Here is a 15,597-nt window from a genome sequence, read left to right as displayed (position 1 = left end):
GAAATTGTATGACAGATAGCAAAATCCTTGTTACCCGTTCCTCCATGCCCAGCATGGAAGAATACATTGAAGAGATCCGCTCCATCTGGGACAGCCACTGGCTGACCAACATGGGCGAAAAACACAAAGCCCTGCAGGCTGAACTGCAAAAGTACATGGGCGTGCCTGCTGTGGAGCTGCTCACCAACGGCCACATGGCGCTGGAGCTTTCTCTGCAGGCCATGAATCTGCAGGGCGAGGTCATCACCACGCCGTTCACTTTTGCGTCCACCACCCACGCCATCGTGCGCAATGGACTGGAACCGGTGTTCTGTGATATCGACCCCGAGACCTACACCATGGATGTGACCCAGATCGAGCGGCTCATCACCGACCGAACCTGTGCCATCCTGCCGGTACATGTCTACGGCAATATATGCAACATCGAAGAGATCGAGCGCATCGCCCACAAGTATGGTCTGAAGGTGCTGTACGATGCGGCTCACACCTTTGGCGAGACCTATAAGGGGCAGGGCATCGGTAATTTTGGCGATGCCTCCTGCTTCAGCTTCCATGCCACCAAGGTGTTCAACACCATTGAGGGCGGTGCGGTCTGCTATCGGGACCCGGATATGGGCCGCAGGCTGTACGAGCTGAAAAACTTTGGCATCCATGGCCCGGAAGAGGTGGATGCCGTGGGCGCCAACGCCAAGATGAACGAGTTCTGTGCCGCTATGGGTCTGTGCAACCTGCGCCATGTGGATGAGGAGATCGCCAAGCGCAGGGCTGTGGTGGAGCGCTACCGTGAGCATCTGGAAGGCGTGGACGGTCTGCGCCTGAATGTGCAGCAGCCGGAGGTCAGGTCCAACTACGCCTACTTCCCGGTGGTGTTCGACGAAAATCTCTTTGGTGCCAGCCGCAATGAGGTAATGGATGCACTGGCCCAAAACGGAATAGGCGCGCGCAAGTATTTTTATCCGCTCACCAACACCTTCGAGTGCTTCCACGGTAAATACGATGTGGACGCAACGCCGGTGGCTCTGCATGTGGCAAAACGGGTGCTGACCCTGCCGCTGTATGCCGACCTTTCCATGGAGGATGTGGACCGCATCTGCAAGATCGTCTTAGAGCAGAAACTGTAATATCAATATAGGAAAAACTGTCCGCCGGGTGTCTGTGCCCGGCGGATTTTTTGTGGGGCAGGGGAGAAATACCTTGCAGAAGGGGAGCTGTTTGTCCCGCCGCGAGGGCATAAAGATCGTGAATTTCTAAACGAACTTTCGGCTTTTTGCCTGTGTGAGAACAGATTTTTGTTCTTTTTGTCTAAAGTATACAAGAATAAACACTGAAATCCGGCAAAGCGTCCATTGAAAAAAATGAACTGATATACTAGAATATAAGTACAAGAGCGCGGCACACGGCTGCGCGGAAAATGCAAAGCAAAAAATATAAAACAGGAGGATTTTCCTATGCCTATGAAAATGGGTTGGCGCTGGTATGGCGAGGGCAACGATCCCGTCAGCCTGAGCGACATCAAGCAGATCCCCGGTGTGACCAGCATTGTCTGGGCGCTGCACGACAAAATGCCCGGTGAGATCTGGGAAGTGGACGAGATCCAGAAGGTAGCCGATCAGATCCACGCTTACGGCTTTGATATGGACGTGGTTGAGTCGGTCAATGTTCACGATGACATCAAGATCGGCCTGCCCACCCGCGACAAGTACATCGAGAACTATAAGCAGTGCATCCGCAATCTGTCCAAGTTTGGCGTCAAGGTCATCTGCTACAACTTCATGCCTGTTTTCGACTGGACCCGTACCGATCTGTTCCACCCCGTGGGCGACGGCTCCACTGCACTGTTCTATGAGAAGGATAAGATCAAGGATGATTACAAGGCTATGGCCGAGTACATCATGTCCTTCACTGAGAAGTATAACATGACCTTCCCCGGCTGGGAGCCGGAGCGTATGGCAAAGCTGGACGAGCTGTTCAAGGCCTATGCTCCTGTCACCAAGGAAAAGCTCTGGGAAAACCTGAAGTACTTCCTGGAAGCACTGATGCCCACCTGCCATGAGTGCGGCATCAAAATGGCCATCCATCAGGACGATCCCCCTTGGGATATCTTCGGCCTGCCCCGTCTGCTGGTGGATGCTGAGAGCATCGACCGCTTCCTGAGCATGGTGGATGATCCGTACAACTGCCTGACCCTGTGCACCGGCAGCCTGAACGCAAACCCCAACAACAACTGTGCCGAGATCGTGCGCAAGCACTGCGACCGCATTGCCTTTGGTCACATCCGCAACATCCACCACTTCCCCAACGGCGACTTCTCCGAGGCTGCTCACCGCGACTGCTGCGGCGAGACCGGCATCATCGAGGTGCTGCGTGCTTACCATGACTGCGGCTTTGAGGGTTACATCCGTCCCGACCATGGCCGTCAGCTGTGGGAGGAAGGCCCCGGCAACTGCCGTCCCGGTTACGGCAAGTATGACCGTGCTCTGGGCGTCCAGTATATGCTGGGTGTCTGGGATCTGCTGGATCGTCTGGATGAAGAGAAAAAGAAGGGCTGATAAATTATGAAGCTGTCTGAGATCAAAAATGGCAATCTGTCTGCCGAATGGGCAGAAAAGGGCTATGAGCTGCCCAAATTCGATATCGAGGCTGTCAAGGCCAAGACCCACGCCGAACCTACCTGGGTGCACTTTGGTGCAGGCAACATCTTCCGCGCTTTCCCGGCTGCCATCCTGAACGATGCGCTGAACACCGGCAAGTATGACCGCGGTGTCATCGTGGCCGAGAGCTTCGACTACGAGATCGTCGACAAGGCTTACCGTCCCTACGACAATATGAGCCTGCTGGTCTGCCTGAAGTCCACCGGCGAGATCGAGAAGAAGGTCGTGGCTTCCGTCACCGAGAGCCTGAAGGCTGACTACTCCTTCGGCGAGGACTGGGCACGTCTGGTGGAGATCTTCCAGAACCCCAGCCTGCAGATGATCTCCTTCACCATCACCGAGAAGGGCTACGGCGTTGCTCCTGCTGATCTGGAGCGCGGCCTGACCCCCGTGCTGGCCATGGGCAAGGTCACTGCTCTGCTGTACGAGCGCTTCAAGGCCGGCAAGCTGCCCCTGACCGTTCAGAGCATGGACAACTGCTCTCACAATGGCGATAAGGTCAAGAATGCTGTCCACGCCTACGCCGCAAAGTGGGTGGAGCAGGGTCTGGTGCCCGCCGAGTTCCTGGCCTATGTGCAGGACGAGACCAAGATCACCTTCCCCTGGAGCATGATCGACAAGATCACCCCGCGCCCGGACGCCAAGGTGCAGAAGATGCTGGCTGACGACGGCTTTGAGGACAACTACACCATCGTCACCGAGAAGCACACCTTCACTGCACCCTTCGTTAACGCCGAGGAGACCCAGTACCTGTGCATCGAGGATCACTACACCAATGGCCGTCCTCCGCTGGAGCTGGGCGGTGTGCTGTACTGCGACCGCGAGACCGTTGACAAGATCGAGAAGATGAAGGTCTGCACCTGCCTGAACCCCCTGCACACTGCCATGTCCATCTATGGCTGCATGCTGGGCTACACCCTCATCTCTGCCGAGATGGCAGACGAGGATCTGCGTGCTTTCATCCAGAAGATCGGCTACATCGAGGCCATGCCTGTGGTCGTTGATCCCGGCGTGCTGAACCCCTATGAGTTCATCGGCGCTGTCATCAATCGCCGTCTGCCCAACCCCTTCATGCCCGATGCTCCCCAGCGTATCGCAACCGATACCTCTCAGAAGCTGGCCATCCGCTTTGGTGAGACGATCAAGGCATACGAGGCACGTGGTCTGGACAAGAGCAACCTGATCCTGATCCCGCTGGTGCTGGCAGGCTATGCCCGCTACCTGAAGGGCATCGATGACAATGGTCAGGCCTTTGAGCCTTCCACCGATCCGCTGCTGGCTGAACTGCAGGCCATCGTTGCTCCGCTGGAGGTCAAGGAAGGTGAGCAGGACTTCAGCTGCCTGAAGAAGCTGTACAGCCGTGTTGACGTGTTCGGTGTGGATCTGTATGCCGTTGGTCTGGGCGAGAAGATCGAGTCCATGGCCAAGGAGCTGTTTGCAGGTCCCGGCGCTGTGCGCAAGACTCTGCACAAGTATACGCTGGCCCGTTGATCTGCTGACGCAATAATTTAAGATATCTTCGCACCCGCGCTGCGCTTTGCTTTGCCGCAGCGTGGGTTTTTTATACACAAAAAAGAACTGCTGACATCTCATCAGCAGTTCTTTTTGCTTGTATGTATGCAAGATCTTATGCTTTTCGGCAGTCATGCAGCTTTTCCTTTGGCAGGATGCCGGTCAAAAACTGCCATACCGCTTCCATGCGGTCATTCAGTAAGTAGGCCTTTTCTTTTTCCACGTAGAGATACACAGCGTTGTCTGTGCGGTAGGCACAGTAAAAATTGTCCCATGCGTGGCGGTTGGTGGGTTCGGGCTTGTCCTGCTGACCGTACATCCACACGGCGATGCCGGTGTCGGCCAGTTCCACGCGGTAGAAGGCCCGCGGCAGATGCATCTGCCGGATCTGTTTGGAAACGCTGTGAAAAAAGGAGTAAAAATAGCTTGCCGGCAGGCCGATGCCCACAATGGCCAGCACAGCGGCCAGCAGCCCGGCGCCCGGGCGCTTGCCCAGCTGCGAAAGGCAGACGGCGGCAAAAGCCAGCATGATGGCGGCAAAAATGGCGGGACGCAGCCATGCTTTGCGGTGATGGAATGCGTCAAACACGGCAAAATCATGGAAGCCGGGTCCATCCATGGTGGTGGAAACGGAAATGGTATGGGACATAGAGTCGCCTCCTATTTGTATTTATAGGCATCGTACCACAATTGCGCGGTTTAGGCAAGAGAAACCCGCACAAACCTTGCCAATCCGGCCCGATGCGTGGTAGAATAAGCTATTATAAAACAAAGGGAGGCGGCAGGCATTGCAGCACCGCAAATGGCGTTTTACCCTCAAGCAGCGCATGGGCCTGTGTCTGGCAGCATTTTTTGCGGCCTTTGCCATGCAGCTCGCGCTCAATGGCTACCAGTCCAGAGCAGTGCAGGCGGTACAGGACGCGCAGATGGGCAGCTTCAATGCCATCAGCCGCTTTCAGGGCGGTGTGGAAAGCTCTATTTCCGTGCTGGAAAACTACCGCTGGGAGAACAGCGAAACGGACGAGCTCATGGAACGGCTTCAGTCTGCGTCCTCGACCTGCAATGCGTGGTTGTGGCGTATCGGCACCAGTCTGGAAGAGCTGGAGAATGTCAGTGATGAGCAGCGGGTGCTGTACGGCGCGGTGGATACCGTCTACCAGACCTATACCGGCCTGCTGGAAGAGCTGCAGAGCGACCTGCGCAGCGGGGATGACGCTGCAGCCTCGCAGCTTTACTATGCAAAGATCCTGCCCTGCGGGGATTATCTGAGCCAGTACACCCTGCAATTGCTGGAAACGGCCATTCTGGATGCACAGGGTTCCTACACCGTCATCTCGGCTCTGAACGAGCGCATTGTTTTGCTGCAGACGGTCGTGGTGGCCCTGTGCGTGGCTCTGGGCTGCGTCAGTGGCCTGATGGTCATGCGGCTGCTCACGCCGGTGCAGCAGATGATCGCAGCATCCCGCGCCATTGGCCGGAGCAAATTCGATATCCCGGATATCCCGCTGCCCAAGCAGCCGGAGATCGCCCAGCTGGCGGAGTCCTTCAACATTATGAAGCACTCCATGGCTCAGCAGATGACGACCCTGCAGGAGAAAAACGAGATCGAGCGGGAGCTGCACCGCCAGAAGACCGAAGCACTGGAACTGCAGAACCGCATGGAGCGCAGCAGGCTGCAGCAGCTGCGCAGCCAGATCGACCCGCACTTTCTGTTCAACACCCTGAACGTGATCCAGCAGACTGCCGGCACCGAGACGGCCTACCGTACCCAGGCGCTCATCATGGCGCTTTCGCATCTGCTACGCTACAGTCTGATGAGCAACGACGAACAGGTGCCGCTTTCCCGCGAGGTGCGCATTGTGGATGAATACTATTCCATCTACCACGTCCGCTTTGGCGAGCGTGTGCGCATGGAGTGGCGCATTTCCGATTTGCTGGATCTAACCGAGACCATGGTGCCGTCCTTTATTTTGCAGCCTGTCGTGGAAAATGCCTTCAAGCACGGCATCTGTCCCAAAGAGGAGGGCGGTGTGGTGCGCATCCGGGTCAACCCGCTGCGGGAGAAACACCTGTTGTGCATCCGTGTAGTGGATAACGGCGTGGGCATCCAGCCGGAACAATTACAGCAGCTGCGCGGGGCGCTCAGTCAGCCCGGTGAGCGCTGGGAACATATTGGAATCTATAATGTGGCGGCCCGTCTGCGTCTGCTGGACCGGAACAGCCGCCTTGTGATACGGTCCCATCCGGGACGTGGTACGGCGGTGGTGCTGTACTTGCCATTGGTGGAAAATGAGGAGGAGTTTGAGGAATGATTCGCCTGTTGATCGCGGATGACGAAGTACTGGAAAGAGAGGCTCTGGCGGATATCGTTGCCCGCCGCTTTGAGCACGAGATCACCATTGAGACAGCTGAAAATGGCCGCAAGGCGGCAGATACGGCGGTGCTGTGGGGCGCAGACCTGATCCTGATGGATATTGAAATGCCCGGCATGAACGGTTTGGATGCGGCCCGTGCGGTGCTGGAACAGCGCCCGGAGTGCAAGGTGATCTTCGTCACGGCTTACAGCCTGTTCCAGTATGCCCACGAGGCCATGCATCTGGGTGCCTGTGATTACCTGCTCAAGCCGGTGAACCCGGACGAGGTGGAGGCATCGATCCGCAAAGCCATGCGCCAGATCGAAGCGGGCCGCCGCCTTGCCGAGCTGGCTCCGGTGGAGCCGGAGCCGGAAGCTGATTCGGAGGGCGATGCTGCCGAAGCAGGGGAGAATGACCGCAACGCACTGGTCATGGCCCATGTGCGCAAGTACATGGAGGATAACTACATGTTCGACCTCTCGTTGGACAGCGTGAGCGAGATCCTGCATATCAGCCCGGCGTATCTTTCCGCACAGTTCAAAAAATACCAGAAGACCAACTTTCTGGACTGCCTGACCGAACTGCGCATCAACGCCGCCAAGGAGCTGCTCACCGACCCGTTCCGCTCGGCAGCGGAGGTGGCTTCCATGGTGGGCTACGAGGATTCCAGCTATTTTGCCCGTACTTTTAAAAAGCGCACCGGCATGACGCCTACCCAGTACCGCAAAGAGGCGGCAAAGACGATTCGGGAGGCCCGCCTGTGACCCGCCGTCAGATGCTCACCGCCCTGTTCGGCGCGGCGGTGCTGACCCTGCCGATGGCCGGCTGCGGCCACCAGCCGGTACAGGACGAGCCGGGGGCAGAGCTGATCCTGCGCTATGCAGAGAACCAGCCGGAGGATTATCCTACTACGCAGGCAGCGCTGGCCTTTGCAGACCTTGTAGCCCAGCGCACCAATGGACGGGTCAAAGTGCTGGTGTACAGCGGGGGAGAGCTGGGCGCGGAGCAGAGCGTGATCCAGCAGATGCAGTTTGGCGGCATTGACTTCTCCCGCGTGTCCCTCAGCCAGCTGGCAGAGTACGAGCCGGCGCTGAGCGTATTGCAGCTGCCGTACCTTTACACCGACGCTGACCAGATGTGGCGCGTGCTGGATGGGACCATCGGCGACGAGTTCCTCTCCATGCTGGAGTCGCTGGAGCTGACGGGACTGTCATGGTTTGATGCCGGTGTGCGCAGCATCTACACCCGGCAGAAGGTGACAGGCCTTGCGGATCTGCAGGGCCTGACCATCCGCGTGCAGGAATCGGACATGATGAGCGAAATGATCACCGACCTCGGCGCAAAGCCGGTAAAGGTGGTGTACAGCAAGGTGTATGCCGCTCTGCACAACGGCGAGATCGATGGCGCGGAGAACAACTGGCCCAGCTACGAGGCTATGGGTCACTACGAGGTGGCACCGTATTTTCTGAAGGACGAGCACACCCGCGTGCCGGAAGTGCAGCTGGCAAGCCCCATGGTGATGGAAAAGCTGGCCGAACTGGGTGAGAGCTATCCGGAGATCATCCGCATGTGCGCCCGGGAGAGCGCCAAGGTGGAGCGGAAGCTCTGGGCGCAGCAGGAAGCGGAATCCGAAGAGAATATGCGTGCGGCCGGTATTGAGGTGACCGAGCTGGATGAGGCGGAAAAAGAAAAGTTCCGTGCGGCGGTTCAGCCCATGTACGACCTGTTTGCAGAGCAGAGCGGGCTTATCGCCCGCATCCAGCGGGCATAAAAGCCTCACAGCAAAGCCCGGAGAAGATGGGCAAAGAAATCAGGAAAACAGAATAAAGAACCGGCAAAGTGCTGTGTGCTCTGGACCCAAAAGGGGAGGGCATCCAGCACTTTGTTTTTCTATTGAATACAGGAATGTATCCATCTATTAGGAGAAGGTGCACAAATAAAAAGTAAAGCGTTTGGCGTTTTTCACAAAAGAAATTCTGACATTTTTTCAAAAAACAGGACATTTTTTGAAAACCCTTGTTTCAGTTAAAAAAATTTGCTAAAGTGTGTACAGTAAATGAACAGCATCCGGGCCCTGTGCAGGCCGTGCTGTTCGGGAGATTTAAGGAGGACTTACTTATGAAAAAGATTTCTCGTCGTAGCTTTCTGGCAGTTGCAGGTGCAGCTGCCGCTGCTGCCGCTCTGACCGCATGCGGCGGTTCCAGCAGCTCTACTGCTGCATCCACCGCTTCTTCTGTAGCTGCTTCCGCTGCCGGTGATGCTACTGCTGCTGCAAACGATCCCAAGGTGACTCTGGTTTACGCCGAGGTCAACCCGCTGGATACCATCGTTGGTCAGACCGCTACCCACTTCAAGGAGAAGGTAGAAGAGCTGACCGGCGGTTCCGTCGTCATCGATGTGCAGGCTTCCGGTGTTCTGGGCTCTGAGAACGACGTTCTGGACGCAATCCTGGGCGGCTCTACCTCCATCGATATGAGCCGTATCTCCGCATTTGCACTGACCAGCTACGGCTGCAACAAGTCCAAGCTGCTGTCCATCCCCTTCACCTTCGAGAACCGCGCACACTTCTGGAACTTCGCCAACAGCGATCTGGCACCTGAGTTCCTGAACGAGCCCCAGGAGCTGGGCCTGCCCGTTCGTGGTGTCTTCTACGGCGAAGAGGGCTTCCGTCACTTCTTCACGGTCAACCCTGTTTCCGGCATTGATGATTTCAAGGGCCTGAAGCTGCGCGTGTCCAACGACCCCGTCATGAACGGCCTGGTCGAGGGTCTGGGCGCTAACCCCACCGTCGTTTCCTTCGGTGAGCTGTACAGCGCACTGCAGACCGGCGTTGTGGATGGTGCTGAGCAGCCCATCGCAAACTACAAGTCCAATGCATTCCCCGAGGTTGCTAACAACCTGATCCTGGACGGCCACACTCTGGGTGCTGTTCAGGCTGTTATCACCGATAACGCATGGGGCAAGCTGACCGAGAACCAGCAGGCTGCCATCATGGAGGCTGGTGCTGATACGCAGGCCTTCAATGCAGACCTGTCCGAGACCGCTGAGAACAAGGTTCTGGATGAGCTGAAGAGCTCCGGCTGCAATGTTGTGGATGTTGACGACAAGGCACCCTGGCAGGAGGCCTGCGCTAAGGTCATCAGCGAGAACACCTCCGATCAGGCTGAGCTGTATCAGCAGCTGCTGGACATGAAGGCATAATTGAAAAAGCCTTTCCTGTTCTGAGATAGTACATAGCCCGGCGGGGGACTACGGGATACGCCCGCAGACCTGCCGGGTTTTTTATATGGAGGAATTCATATGCCGAAAATCTTTACCACTCTGGATAAGATCAAGCCGGCGTACGACATCACCTACAAAGTGGTTCTGTTTATCTGCAAGCTGCTGCTGATCGCAGATATCCTCATCACTACCATGTCGGTCATCGGTCGTTACGTCTCGTTCATCCCGGACCCGGCATGGTCGGAAGAAGTTGTGCTGACCTGCATGAGCTACATGGCCGTGCTGAGTGCTGCTCTGGCCATCCGCCGCGGCGCCCATATCCGCATGACTGCGTTTGACGTGTATCTGCCCAAGATCGCCGTCAAGGTGCTGGATATTCTGGCCGACCTTGCCGTGTGCATTCTGGGCGTCATCATGATGGTGGTCGGCTGGAACTATGCCACCACTCTGGGCGGCCGTGGCTTCTACGTGTCCATGCCTTGGCTGAGCCGCTTCTGGATGTACTTCCCGGTGCCTCTGGCCGGTGTTGCAATGATCATCTTCGAGATCGAGGCACTGTACAACCACATCAAGAGCATTTTTGTAAAGGAGGAAGTGTAATATGACAGTTCAGACACTGGCAATCATTGTCCTTCTTGTCAGCTTCTTTGTAATGATCTTCCTGCGTTTCCCCATTGCATACGCCGTTGGCCTTTCCAGCGTGCTGTGCCTGATGGTGCAGGGACAGGCACTGACCGATGTCTGCCGTCTGATGGTCAAGGGCATCTCTTCCTTCAGCCTGATGGCCGTGCCGTTCTTCATCACCATGGGTGTGCTCATGGGCTCCGGCGGCATTTCTGAAAAGCTGATCGCTCTGGCTGACGCCTGCGTGGGCTGGATGCGTGGCGGCATGGCAATGGTCAACATCGTTGCCTCCTACTTCTTCGGCGGCATTTCCGGTTCTGCATCTGCAGATACCGCTTCCATCGGTTCCATCATGATCCCCATGATGGTCGATCAGGGCTACGACGCCGATTTCTCCACCGCTGTTACCATCACCTCCTCCTGCGAGGGCCTGCTGGTTCCTCCGAGCCACAACATGGTCATTTATGCCACCACTGCCGGCGGCATCTCGGTCGGCAGCCTGTTCCTGGCAGGTTATCTGCCCGGCGCTCTGCTGGCCATCGTCCTGATGATCGGTTCCTACATCATCTCGGTCAAGGAGAATTACCCCAAGGGCTCTCCGTTCAGCATCAAGGGCTTCGTTAAGCAGCTGGGCACTTCCATCTGGGCACTGGCCGCTGTTGTCATCGTTGTGTTCGGCGTTGTTGGCGGTGTGTTCACCGCTACCGAATCTGCAGCTATTGCAGTTATCTACTCTCTGTTCGTGTCGGTGTTCATCTACAAGGGTCTGGACTGGAAGGGCGTCTGGTATGCATTGGATGAGTGCGTGAACACTCTGTCCATCGTGCTGATCCTGATCGCTACCTCTGCGGTCTTCGGCAACTGCCTGACCATGCTGCATGTGCCGGATCTGGCTGCAAATGCCATCACCAGCGTCACTGATAACCCCTACATCATTGCTCTGCTGATCGACCTGATCATTCTGGTTCTGGGCTGCATCATGGATATGGCTCCCATCATCCTGATCGCTACCCCCATCCTGCTGCCCATCGCAACCTCCATCGGCATCGATCCCATCCAGTTCGGTATCATCGTGGTCCTGAACTGCGGCATCGGCCTGCTGACTCCTCCTGTCGGCGCTGTGCTGTTCATCGGCTCTGCCGTTGCAAAGCGCCCGATGGAAAAGGTCGTCAAGGCGACCCTGCCGTTCTACCTGTGCATGTTCGTTGCACTGCTGCTGCTGACCTTCGTGCCCGATATCAGCCTGGCAATCCCCAAGCTGCTGGGCGGCTACGTCAGCCCCATCACCAACCCGCTGGGCCCGGTGTTCATCCACTGATGGCCTGACGGTGTAAGGCAAACCTGCAAAAGTCCTCTGCATGAAAGTGCAGGGGGCTTTTTGTATGCAAAAAACTTTATTTTCCCTCTTGCATTCTGTCGGAATCGTGCTATAATAGTAAGGCAATCGTTTCCAAGGCCGCTCGACGGGGTAGCCGATATTGAAGGTTGTGATGGGCACATACATTTACAATATGGCCCCGATAAGTCAGAACCAGAAATGAGGTGAAAAGAATGAAACAGGGTATCCATCCGAACTACGTTGACTGCACCATCACCTGCGCATGCGGCAACGTCATTAAGACTCGTTCCACCAAGCCTGAGATCCACGTCGAAGTTTGCTCCAAGTGCCATCCTTTCTACACTGGCAAGCAGAAGCTGGTTGACACCGGCGGACGTGTTGAGCGCTTCAACAAGCGTTTCGGCCGTAAGTAATTATGGTTTTCTGAGCACCGTTTCCTTCGGGAGACGGTGCTTTTTGTTTTATTTTGTATACAAAAATGCAGATTTAATGATTCTTAAGAATTCTTTTGGCCTCTCACCACAGGATTGTCTCAATTTTTACACATTTTCCGTCTAAAATATACCAGCATTGAATTAGACGAATAAAGGAGCGTTTGCTGTGATCGAAGTATCTCATCTGAGCAAAAAATACGGCACACACCCTGCCATTGAGGATCTGTCCTTTACGGTGGGGGACGGTCAGATCTTCGGCTTGCTGGGGCCCAATGGCGCCGGAAAATCTACGATTATGAATATCCTCACCGGCTACCTTGCACCCACCAGCGGCGAAGTTAAGGTGGCGGGCTTTAGTCTGCCGGAACAGACGCAGCAGGCCAAGGCCTGTGTGGGCTACCTGCCCGAGCAGCCGCCGCTCTATCCGGAAATGACCGTGCAGGAGTATCTGGACTTTGCGGCAGAGCTCAAGGGCATCAAAAAGAAAGCAGAGCGCAAAGAACAGGTGCTGCGCGCCGCCCGCCGCACCGGGCTGGAGGATGTTCTGCCCCGGCTCATCCGCAGCCTGTCCAAGGGCTACCGCCAGCGTGTGGGCATTGCGCAGGCACTGCTGGGTGCACCGCAGCTCATCATTCTGGATGAGCCCACCGTGGGCCTTGACCCTGCGCAGGTCATTGAGATCCGCAGGCTCATTCAGGAACTGGGCAAGACCCATACGGTCATTCTGTCCAGCCACATCCTCAGCGAGGTGCAGGCGGTGTGCAGTCAGGTACTGATCCTGTCCAAGGGGCATCTGGTGGCGGTGGGCGCACCGGAACAGCTGGCCGGTATGCTGGATTCCGGCAGCCGGCTGCACGCTACCGTGCTGGGCGAAGGCAAGGCCGTGCTCAAAGCGGTGGGGGAGATCCCGGGCATCCGCAGGGTAGCGCTGGAAAGTGAAGCTGACGGTCAGGTGACCTTTACCGCAGAAAGCGTGGATGCTGCCGATCGCCGTGCTGAGGTATCCCGGGCTCTTTCGCGGGCCGGATGCACGGTGCTGGCCCTTGCCGCCGAGAGCAGGACGCTGGAAGAGATCTTCCTTGCCCTGACCGAGGGCGAGTCCGATCAAAACGATGAAGAAGAGGAGGGAAAGGCTGAATGATCGCCATTTTCAAACGCGAGGTCCGCAGCAGCTTTCATGGCATGATCGGCTATGTGCTCACAGCCTTTATGCTGGCGGCAACGGCCATCTATTTTATAGCCCTGAATCTGGGCTATGGCCTGACGGATTTTGGTTACTATACGCTGAACCGCACGGTTTTTGTGCTGCTTTTGTATATCCCGGTGCTGACCATGCGCTGCTTTGCGGAGGAACGCCGCACCCGCACCGACCAATTGCTGCTCACAAGTCCGGTATCCGTGTGGGGCATCGTGCTGGGCAAGTTTCTGGCACTGTGTGTCATTTTTGCGCTGCCGTGCCTTGTGGATGCAGTCATGATCCTGGTACTGGCTGCACTGGGTGCATCCGGCACTGCTACAGCGGCAAATTTTGCTGCACTGCTTTGCTATTTTCTTATGGGCTGTGCGGCCATTGCCATCGGCGTGTTTCTTTCCAGCCTGACCGAGAACCAGATCATTGCCGCCGTGGCAGGTGTGGCTGCGCTGCTTCTGGCCTATATGATGCCCAGCCTGCGCAACCTGTTTACTGCCGGCAGCGCGGTGGCGTTGGCCCTGTTTACCGCGGTCGCGGCAGTGCTCAGTGTGGTGGCTGGTCTGCGCACCCGCAGCTTCACGCTGGGCTGTCTGACCTTTGCAGGCTGCTGTGTGGTGCTGACGGCACTGTTCCTGCTGCAAAGCAGCTGGCTGACCGAAGCCTTCAGCGCAGTGCTCAGCGCGCTATGTCTGTTCACTCCCTTTGAAGAGTTCGTCAACAACAGCTTTTCCATTCCGACACTGGTGTATTACCTCACCGTGATCGTACTATTTCTGTTTTTTACGGCGCAGGGACTGGAAAAACGCCGCTGGAACTGAGAGGAGGACAATGATATGAAAAAATTCAAGCTCACTTCCTCCGCAAACGGCAAAGTGTTCCGCAGCGGGCTGTATTCCACGGCCATTCTGGCGGCAGCGATCGTGCTGGCGGTACTGGTCAACCTGCTGGCAGGTGCGATCCCGTCCAAGTACACCGAGTTCGATCTCTCTGCCGCCAAGATGTACACTTTGGGCGACAGCTCCAGACAGCTGATGCAGAGCCTTGATCAGGATGTGACGGTCTACTACCTCTGCGAGACCGGCAGCGAAGACGCCATTGTGAGCAAGCTGCTGGATCACTATGCCGATGAGAGCAGCCGTTTCCACTGGGAACAGAAAGACCCCACCCTCTATCCGGCCTTTGCGTCTCAGTACGGTGCAGAGAATGTATCCACCGGCAGCCTGATCGTGGTCAGCGGCGAGAACAGCGTGGTGCTGGACGCCGCTGAGCTCTACGAATACGACTACTCCGATTACTACACCACCGGCTCTGCAAATGTGACGTTTGCAGGCGAAAAGCAGATCAGTTCGGCCATCTACAAGCTGACCTCTGGGGCAGAAAGCCATGCCTTCTACACCACCAACCACGGTGAGCAGGCCCCTACTTCCTCGCTGACCGAAGCGCTGGAAGCCCAGAACATCGACCTGCAGCCGTTGGATCTGCTCACAGGCACCATCCCGGAGGACTGCGGACTGCTGATCATCAATGCGCCCGCTTCGGATTTTGCCTCCGACGGTCTTGTGGACGAGATCGCGCAGCTGCAGGCCTATCTGGAAAACGGCGGCAAAGTGCTGCTGATGACCAGTGCCTTTGTCGATACGCCGAATCTGGACGCCGTAATGGCGCAGTTCGGCCTTGCCCGTGAGCCGGGCATCGTGGTGGAGGGCGATGCAGGCCATGCACTGTACGGCTACCCGTATTCGCTGTTTCCGGATCACGCCTCCGACGATGACGAAAGCACCGTTCTGGACGGTGTGAGCCAGAATACCCATGTGATGCTTTCGGTGGCACAGGGCATCACCATTGCCGAAACGGACGGCGTTACGGCAGAACCCCTGCTGAACACCACCGGGGACGCCTACAGCAAGCTGAACTATAATGAGGCGGCCACCACTGCCAAGGAATCCGGCGATACGGATGGCCCCTTTGCGCTGGCCGCGTGGGCACGCAATGAGTCTGCCGGTTCGGAGGTGATCTGGGTGGGCTGCCCCAATGTGGACAGTGAGCAGGTATACCAGTCCATCCCGGGCAACCTGACCTTCCTGCAGAGCTGTGCCGCTGCGCTGGTGGGACAGAGCATGCTCATCGATACAAAAGCACTGGAAGCAGCCCCCATCACAGTGGCAGCTTCCACTTCCATGGCGCTGGCCATGGTGTTCGTGTTCGTGCTGCCTGCAGCGGTGCTCATTGCGGGTGCCGTGTTCGTGCTGCTGCGCCGCCGCAGATAAGG

14 protein-coding genes are annotated in these 15,597 nt (G+C 56.8%); 13 read left to right on the top strand and 1 reads right to left on the bottom strand.

What is annotated here, in order from left to right; translation table 11 throughout:
- Window positions 1-8 precede the first annotated feature (8 nt).
- From ACNSPV_RS10535 to ACNSPV_RS10525, 3 genes are all read left to right on the top strand, one after another.
- Window positions 9-1,121 carry a DegT/DnrJ/EryC1/StrS family aminotransferase gene (locus tag ACNSPV_RS10535; protein ID WP_348583468.1) on the top strand — a complete coding sequence of 371 codons (1,113 nt, stop codon included), beginning with the start codon at window positions 9-11 and terminating at the stop codon, window positions 1,119-1,121.
- 327 nt (window positions 1,122-1,448) lie between these two features.
- Window positions 1,449-2,549, top strand: a complete 1,101-nt coding sequence (gene uxuA, locus ACNSPV_RS10530) for a mannonate dehydratase (protein WP_339394911.1) — start codon at window positions 1,449-1,451, stop codon at window positions 2,547-2,549.
- Between the two features lie 6 nt (window positions 2,550-2,555).
- Window positions 2,556-4,142 carry a mannitol dehydrogenase family protein gene (locus ACNSPV_RS10525; RefSeq protein ID WP_348583469.1) on the top strand — a complete coding sequence of 529 codons (1,587 nt, stop codon included), beginning with the start codon at window positions 2,556-2,558 and terminating at the stop codon, window positions 4,140-4,142.
- 136 nt (window positions 4,143-4,278) lie between these two features.
- Here the strand turns inward: ACNSPV_RS10525 and ACNSPV_RS10520 are convergent, their stop codons facing one another.
- Window positions 4,279-4,812, bottom strand: a complete 534-nt coding sequence (locus tag ACNSPV_RS10520; RefSeq protein ID WP_249236678.1) for a YcxB family protein — start codon at window positions 4,810-4,812, stop codon at window positions 4,279-4,281.
- Window positions 4,813-4,951: 139 nt separating this feature from the next.
- On the opposite strand from ACNSPV_RS10520, the gene ACNSPV_RS10515 reads away from it, so the two are divergent.
- The 10 genes from ACNSPV_RS10515 to ACNSPV_RS10470 all read left to right on the top strand — a co-directional run bounded on the left by ACNSPV_RS10515 (window position 4,952) and on the right by ACNSPV_RS10470 (window position 15,595).
- Window positions 4,952-6,475 carry a sensor histidine kinase gene (locus tag ACNSPV_RS10515; RefSeq protein WP_348583470.1) on the top strand — a complete coding sequence of 508 codons (1,524 nt, stop codon included), beginning with the start codon at window positions 4,952-4,954 and terminating at the stop codon, window positions 6,473-6,475.
- Window positions 6,472-7,281, top strand: coding sequence for a response regulator transcription factor (locus ACNSPV_RS10510; protein WP_348583471.1), 810 nt, complete (start codon window positions 6,472-6,474; stop codon window positions 7,279-7,281). Before ACNSPV_RS10515 ends, ACNSPV_RS10510 begins: the two co-directional genes overlap by 4 nt.
- The gene (locus tag ACNSPV_RS10505) at window positions 7,278-8,288 is read left to right on the top strand and encodes a TRAP transporter substrate-binding protein (RefSeq protein WP_348583472.1); all 1,011 of its coding nucleotides are present in this window, start codon (window positions 7,278-7,280) and stop codon (window positions 8,286-8,288) included. The genes ACNSPV_RS10510 and ACNSPV_RS10505 overlap by 4 nt, the downstream gene beginning before the upstream one ends.
- A 347-nt stretch (window positions 8,289-8,635) precedes the next feature.
- Entirely contained in the window at window positions 8,636-9,718 is a 1,083-nt protein-coding gene (locus ACNSPV_RS10500; protein ID WP_348583473.1) for a TRAP transporter substrate-binding protein, read from the top strand.
- A gap of 99 nt (window positions 9,719-9,817) precedes the next feature.
- Window positions 9,818-10,339: a TRAP transporter small permease gene (locus ACNSPV_RS10495; protein ID WP_097774911.1), complete on the top strand. Its 522-nt coding sequence runs from the start codon at window positions 9,818-9,820 to the stop codon at window positions 10,337-10,339.
- A gap of 1 nt (window position 10,340) precedes the next feature.
- Window positions 10,341-11,681: a TRAP transporter large permease gene (locus ACNSPV_RS10490; protein WP_348583474.1), complete on the top strand. Its 1,341-nt coding sequence runs from the start codon at window positions 10,341-10,343 to the stop codon at window positions 11,679-11,681.
- A 233-nt stretch (window positions 11,682-11,914) separates the two neighbouring features.
- Window positions 11,915-12,115: a 50S ribosomal protein L31 gene (gene rpmE, locus ACNSPV_RS10485; RefSeq protein ID WP_005926533.1), complete on the top strand. Its 201-nt coding sequence runs from the start codon at window positions 11,915-11,917 to the stop codon at window positions 12,113-12,115.
- A gap of 187 nt (window positions 12,116-12,302) precedes the next feature.
- Complete coding sequence (locus ACNSPV_RS10480; RefSeq protein ID WP_249236672.1) at window positions 12,303-13,277, top strand: ABC transporter ATP-binding protein; 975 nt, start codon at window positions 12,303-12,305, stop codon at window positions 13,275-13,277.
- Window positions 13,274-14,146 (top strand): ABC transporter permease, encoded by an 873-nt coding sequence (locus ACNSPV_RS10475; RefSeq protein ID WP_348583475.1) that lies wholly within the window; start codon window positions 13,274-13,276, stop codon window positions 14,144-14,146. The genes ACNSPV_RS10480 and ACNSPV_RS10475 overlap by 4 nt, the downstream gene beginning before the upstream one ends.
- Before the next feature lie 15 nt (window positions 14,147-14,161).
- Window positions 14,162-15,595 carry a Gldg family protein gene (locus ACNSPV_RS10470; RefSeq protein WP_348583476.1) on the top strand — a complete coding sequence of 478 codons (1,434 nt, stop codon included), beginning with the start codon at window positions 14,162-14,164 and terminating at the stop codon, window positions 15,593-15,595.
- The last annotated feature ends 2 nt before the right edge of the window (window positions 15,596-15,597 follow it).

This window comes from Faecalibacterium sp. 3 (assembly GCF_048323735.1).
GTDB classification, from domain to species: domain Bacteria; phylum Bacillota; class Clostridia; order Oscillospirales; family Ruminococcaceae; genus Faecalibacterium; species Faecalibacterium wellingii.
The sequence above is the reverse complement of the archived record's forward strand: the minus strand, read 5'-3'. Positions and strand labels throughout refer to the sequence as shown.

Bases quoted from the DNA above. Each gene is read 5' to 3' on its own strand.
- ACNSPV_RS10490 (WP_348583474.1), top strand. From the start codon at position 10,341: ATGACAGTTCAGACACTGGCAATCATTGTCCTTCTTGTCAGCTTCTTT.
- ACNSPV_RS10510 (WP_348583471.1), top strand. From the start codon at position 6,472: ATGATTCGCCTGTTGATCGCGGATGACGAAGTACTGGAAAGAGAGGCT.
- ACNSPV_RS10470 (WP_348583476.1), top strand. From the start codon at position 14,162: ATGAAAAAATTCAAGCTCACTTCCTCCGCAAACGGCAAAGTGTTCCGC.
- ACNSPV_RS10535 (WP_348583468.1), top strand. From the start codon at position 9: ATGACAGATAGCAAAATCCTTGTTACCCGTTCCTCCATGCCCAGCATG.
- ACNSPV_RS10520 (WP_249236678.1), bottom strand. From the start codon at position 4,812: ATGTCCCATACCATTTCCGTTTCCACCACCATGGATGGACCCGGCTTC.
- ACNSPV_RS10495 (WP_097774911.1), top strand. From the start codon at position 9,818: ATGCCGAAAATCTTTACCACTCTGGATAAGATCAAGCCGGCGTACGAC.
- uxuA (WP_339394911.1), top strand. From the start codon at position 1,449: ATGCCTATGAAAATGGGTTGGCGCTGGTATGGCGAGGGCAACGATCCC.
- rpmE (WP_005926533.1), top strand. From the start codon at position 11,915: ATGAAACAGGGTATCCATCCGAACTACGTTGACTGCACCATCACCTGC.
- ACNSPV_RS10525 (WP_348583469.1), top strand. From the start codon at position 2,556: ATGAAGCTGTCTGAGATCAAAAATGGCAATCTGTCTGCCGAATGGGCA.
- ACNSPV_RS10475 (WP_348583475.1), top strand. From the start codon at position 13,274: ATGATCGCCATTTTCAAACGCGAGGTCCGCAGCAGCTTTCATGGCATG.
- ACNSPV_RS10500 (WP_348583473.1), top strand. From the start codon at position 8,636: ATGAAAAAGATTTCTCGTCGTAGCTTTCTGGCAGTTGCAGGTGCAGCT.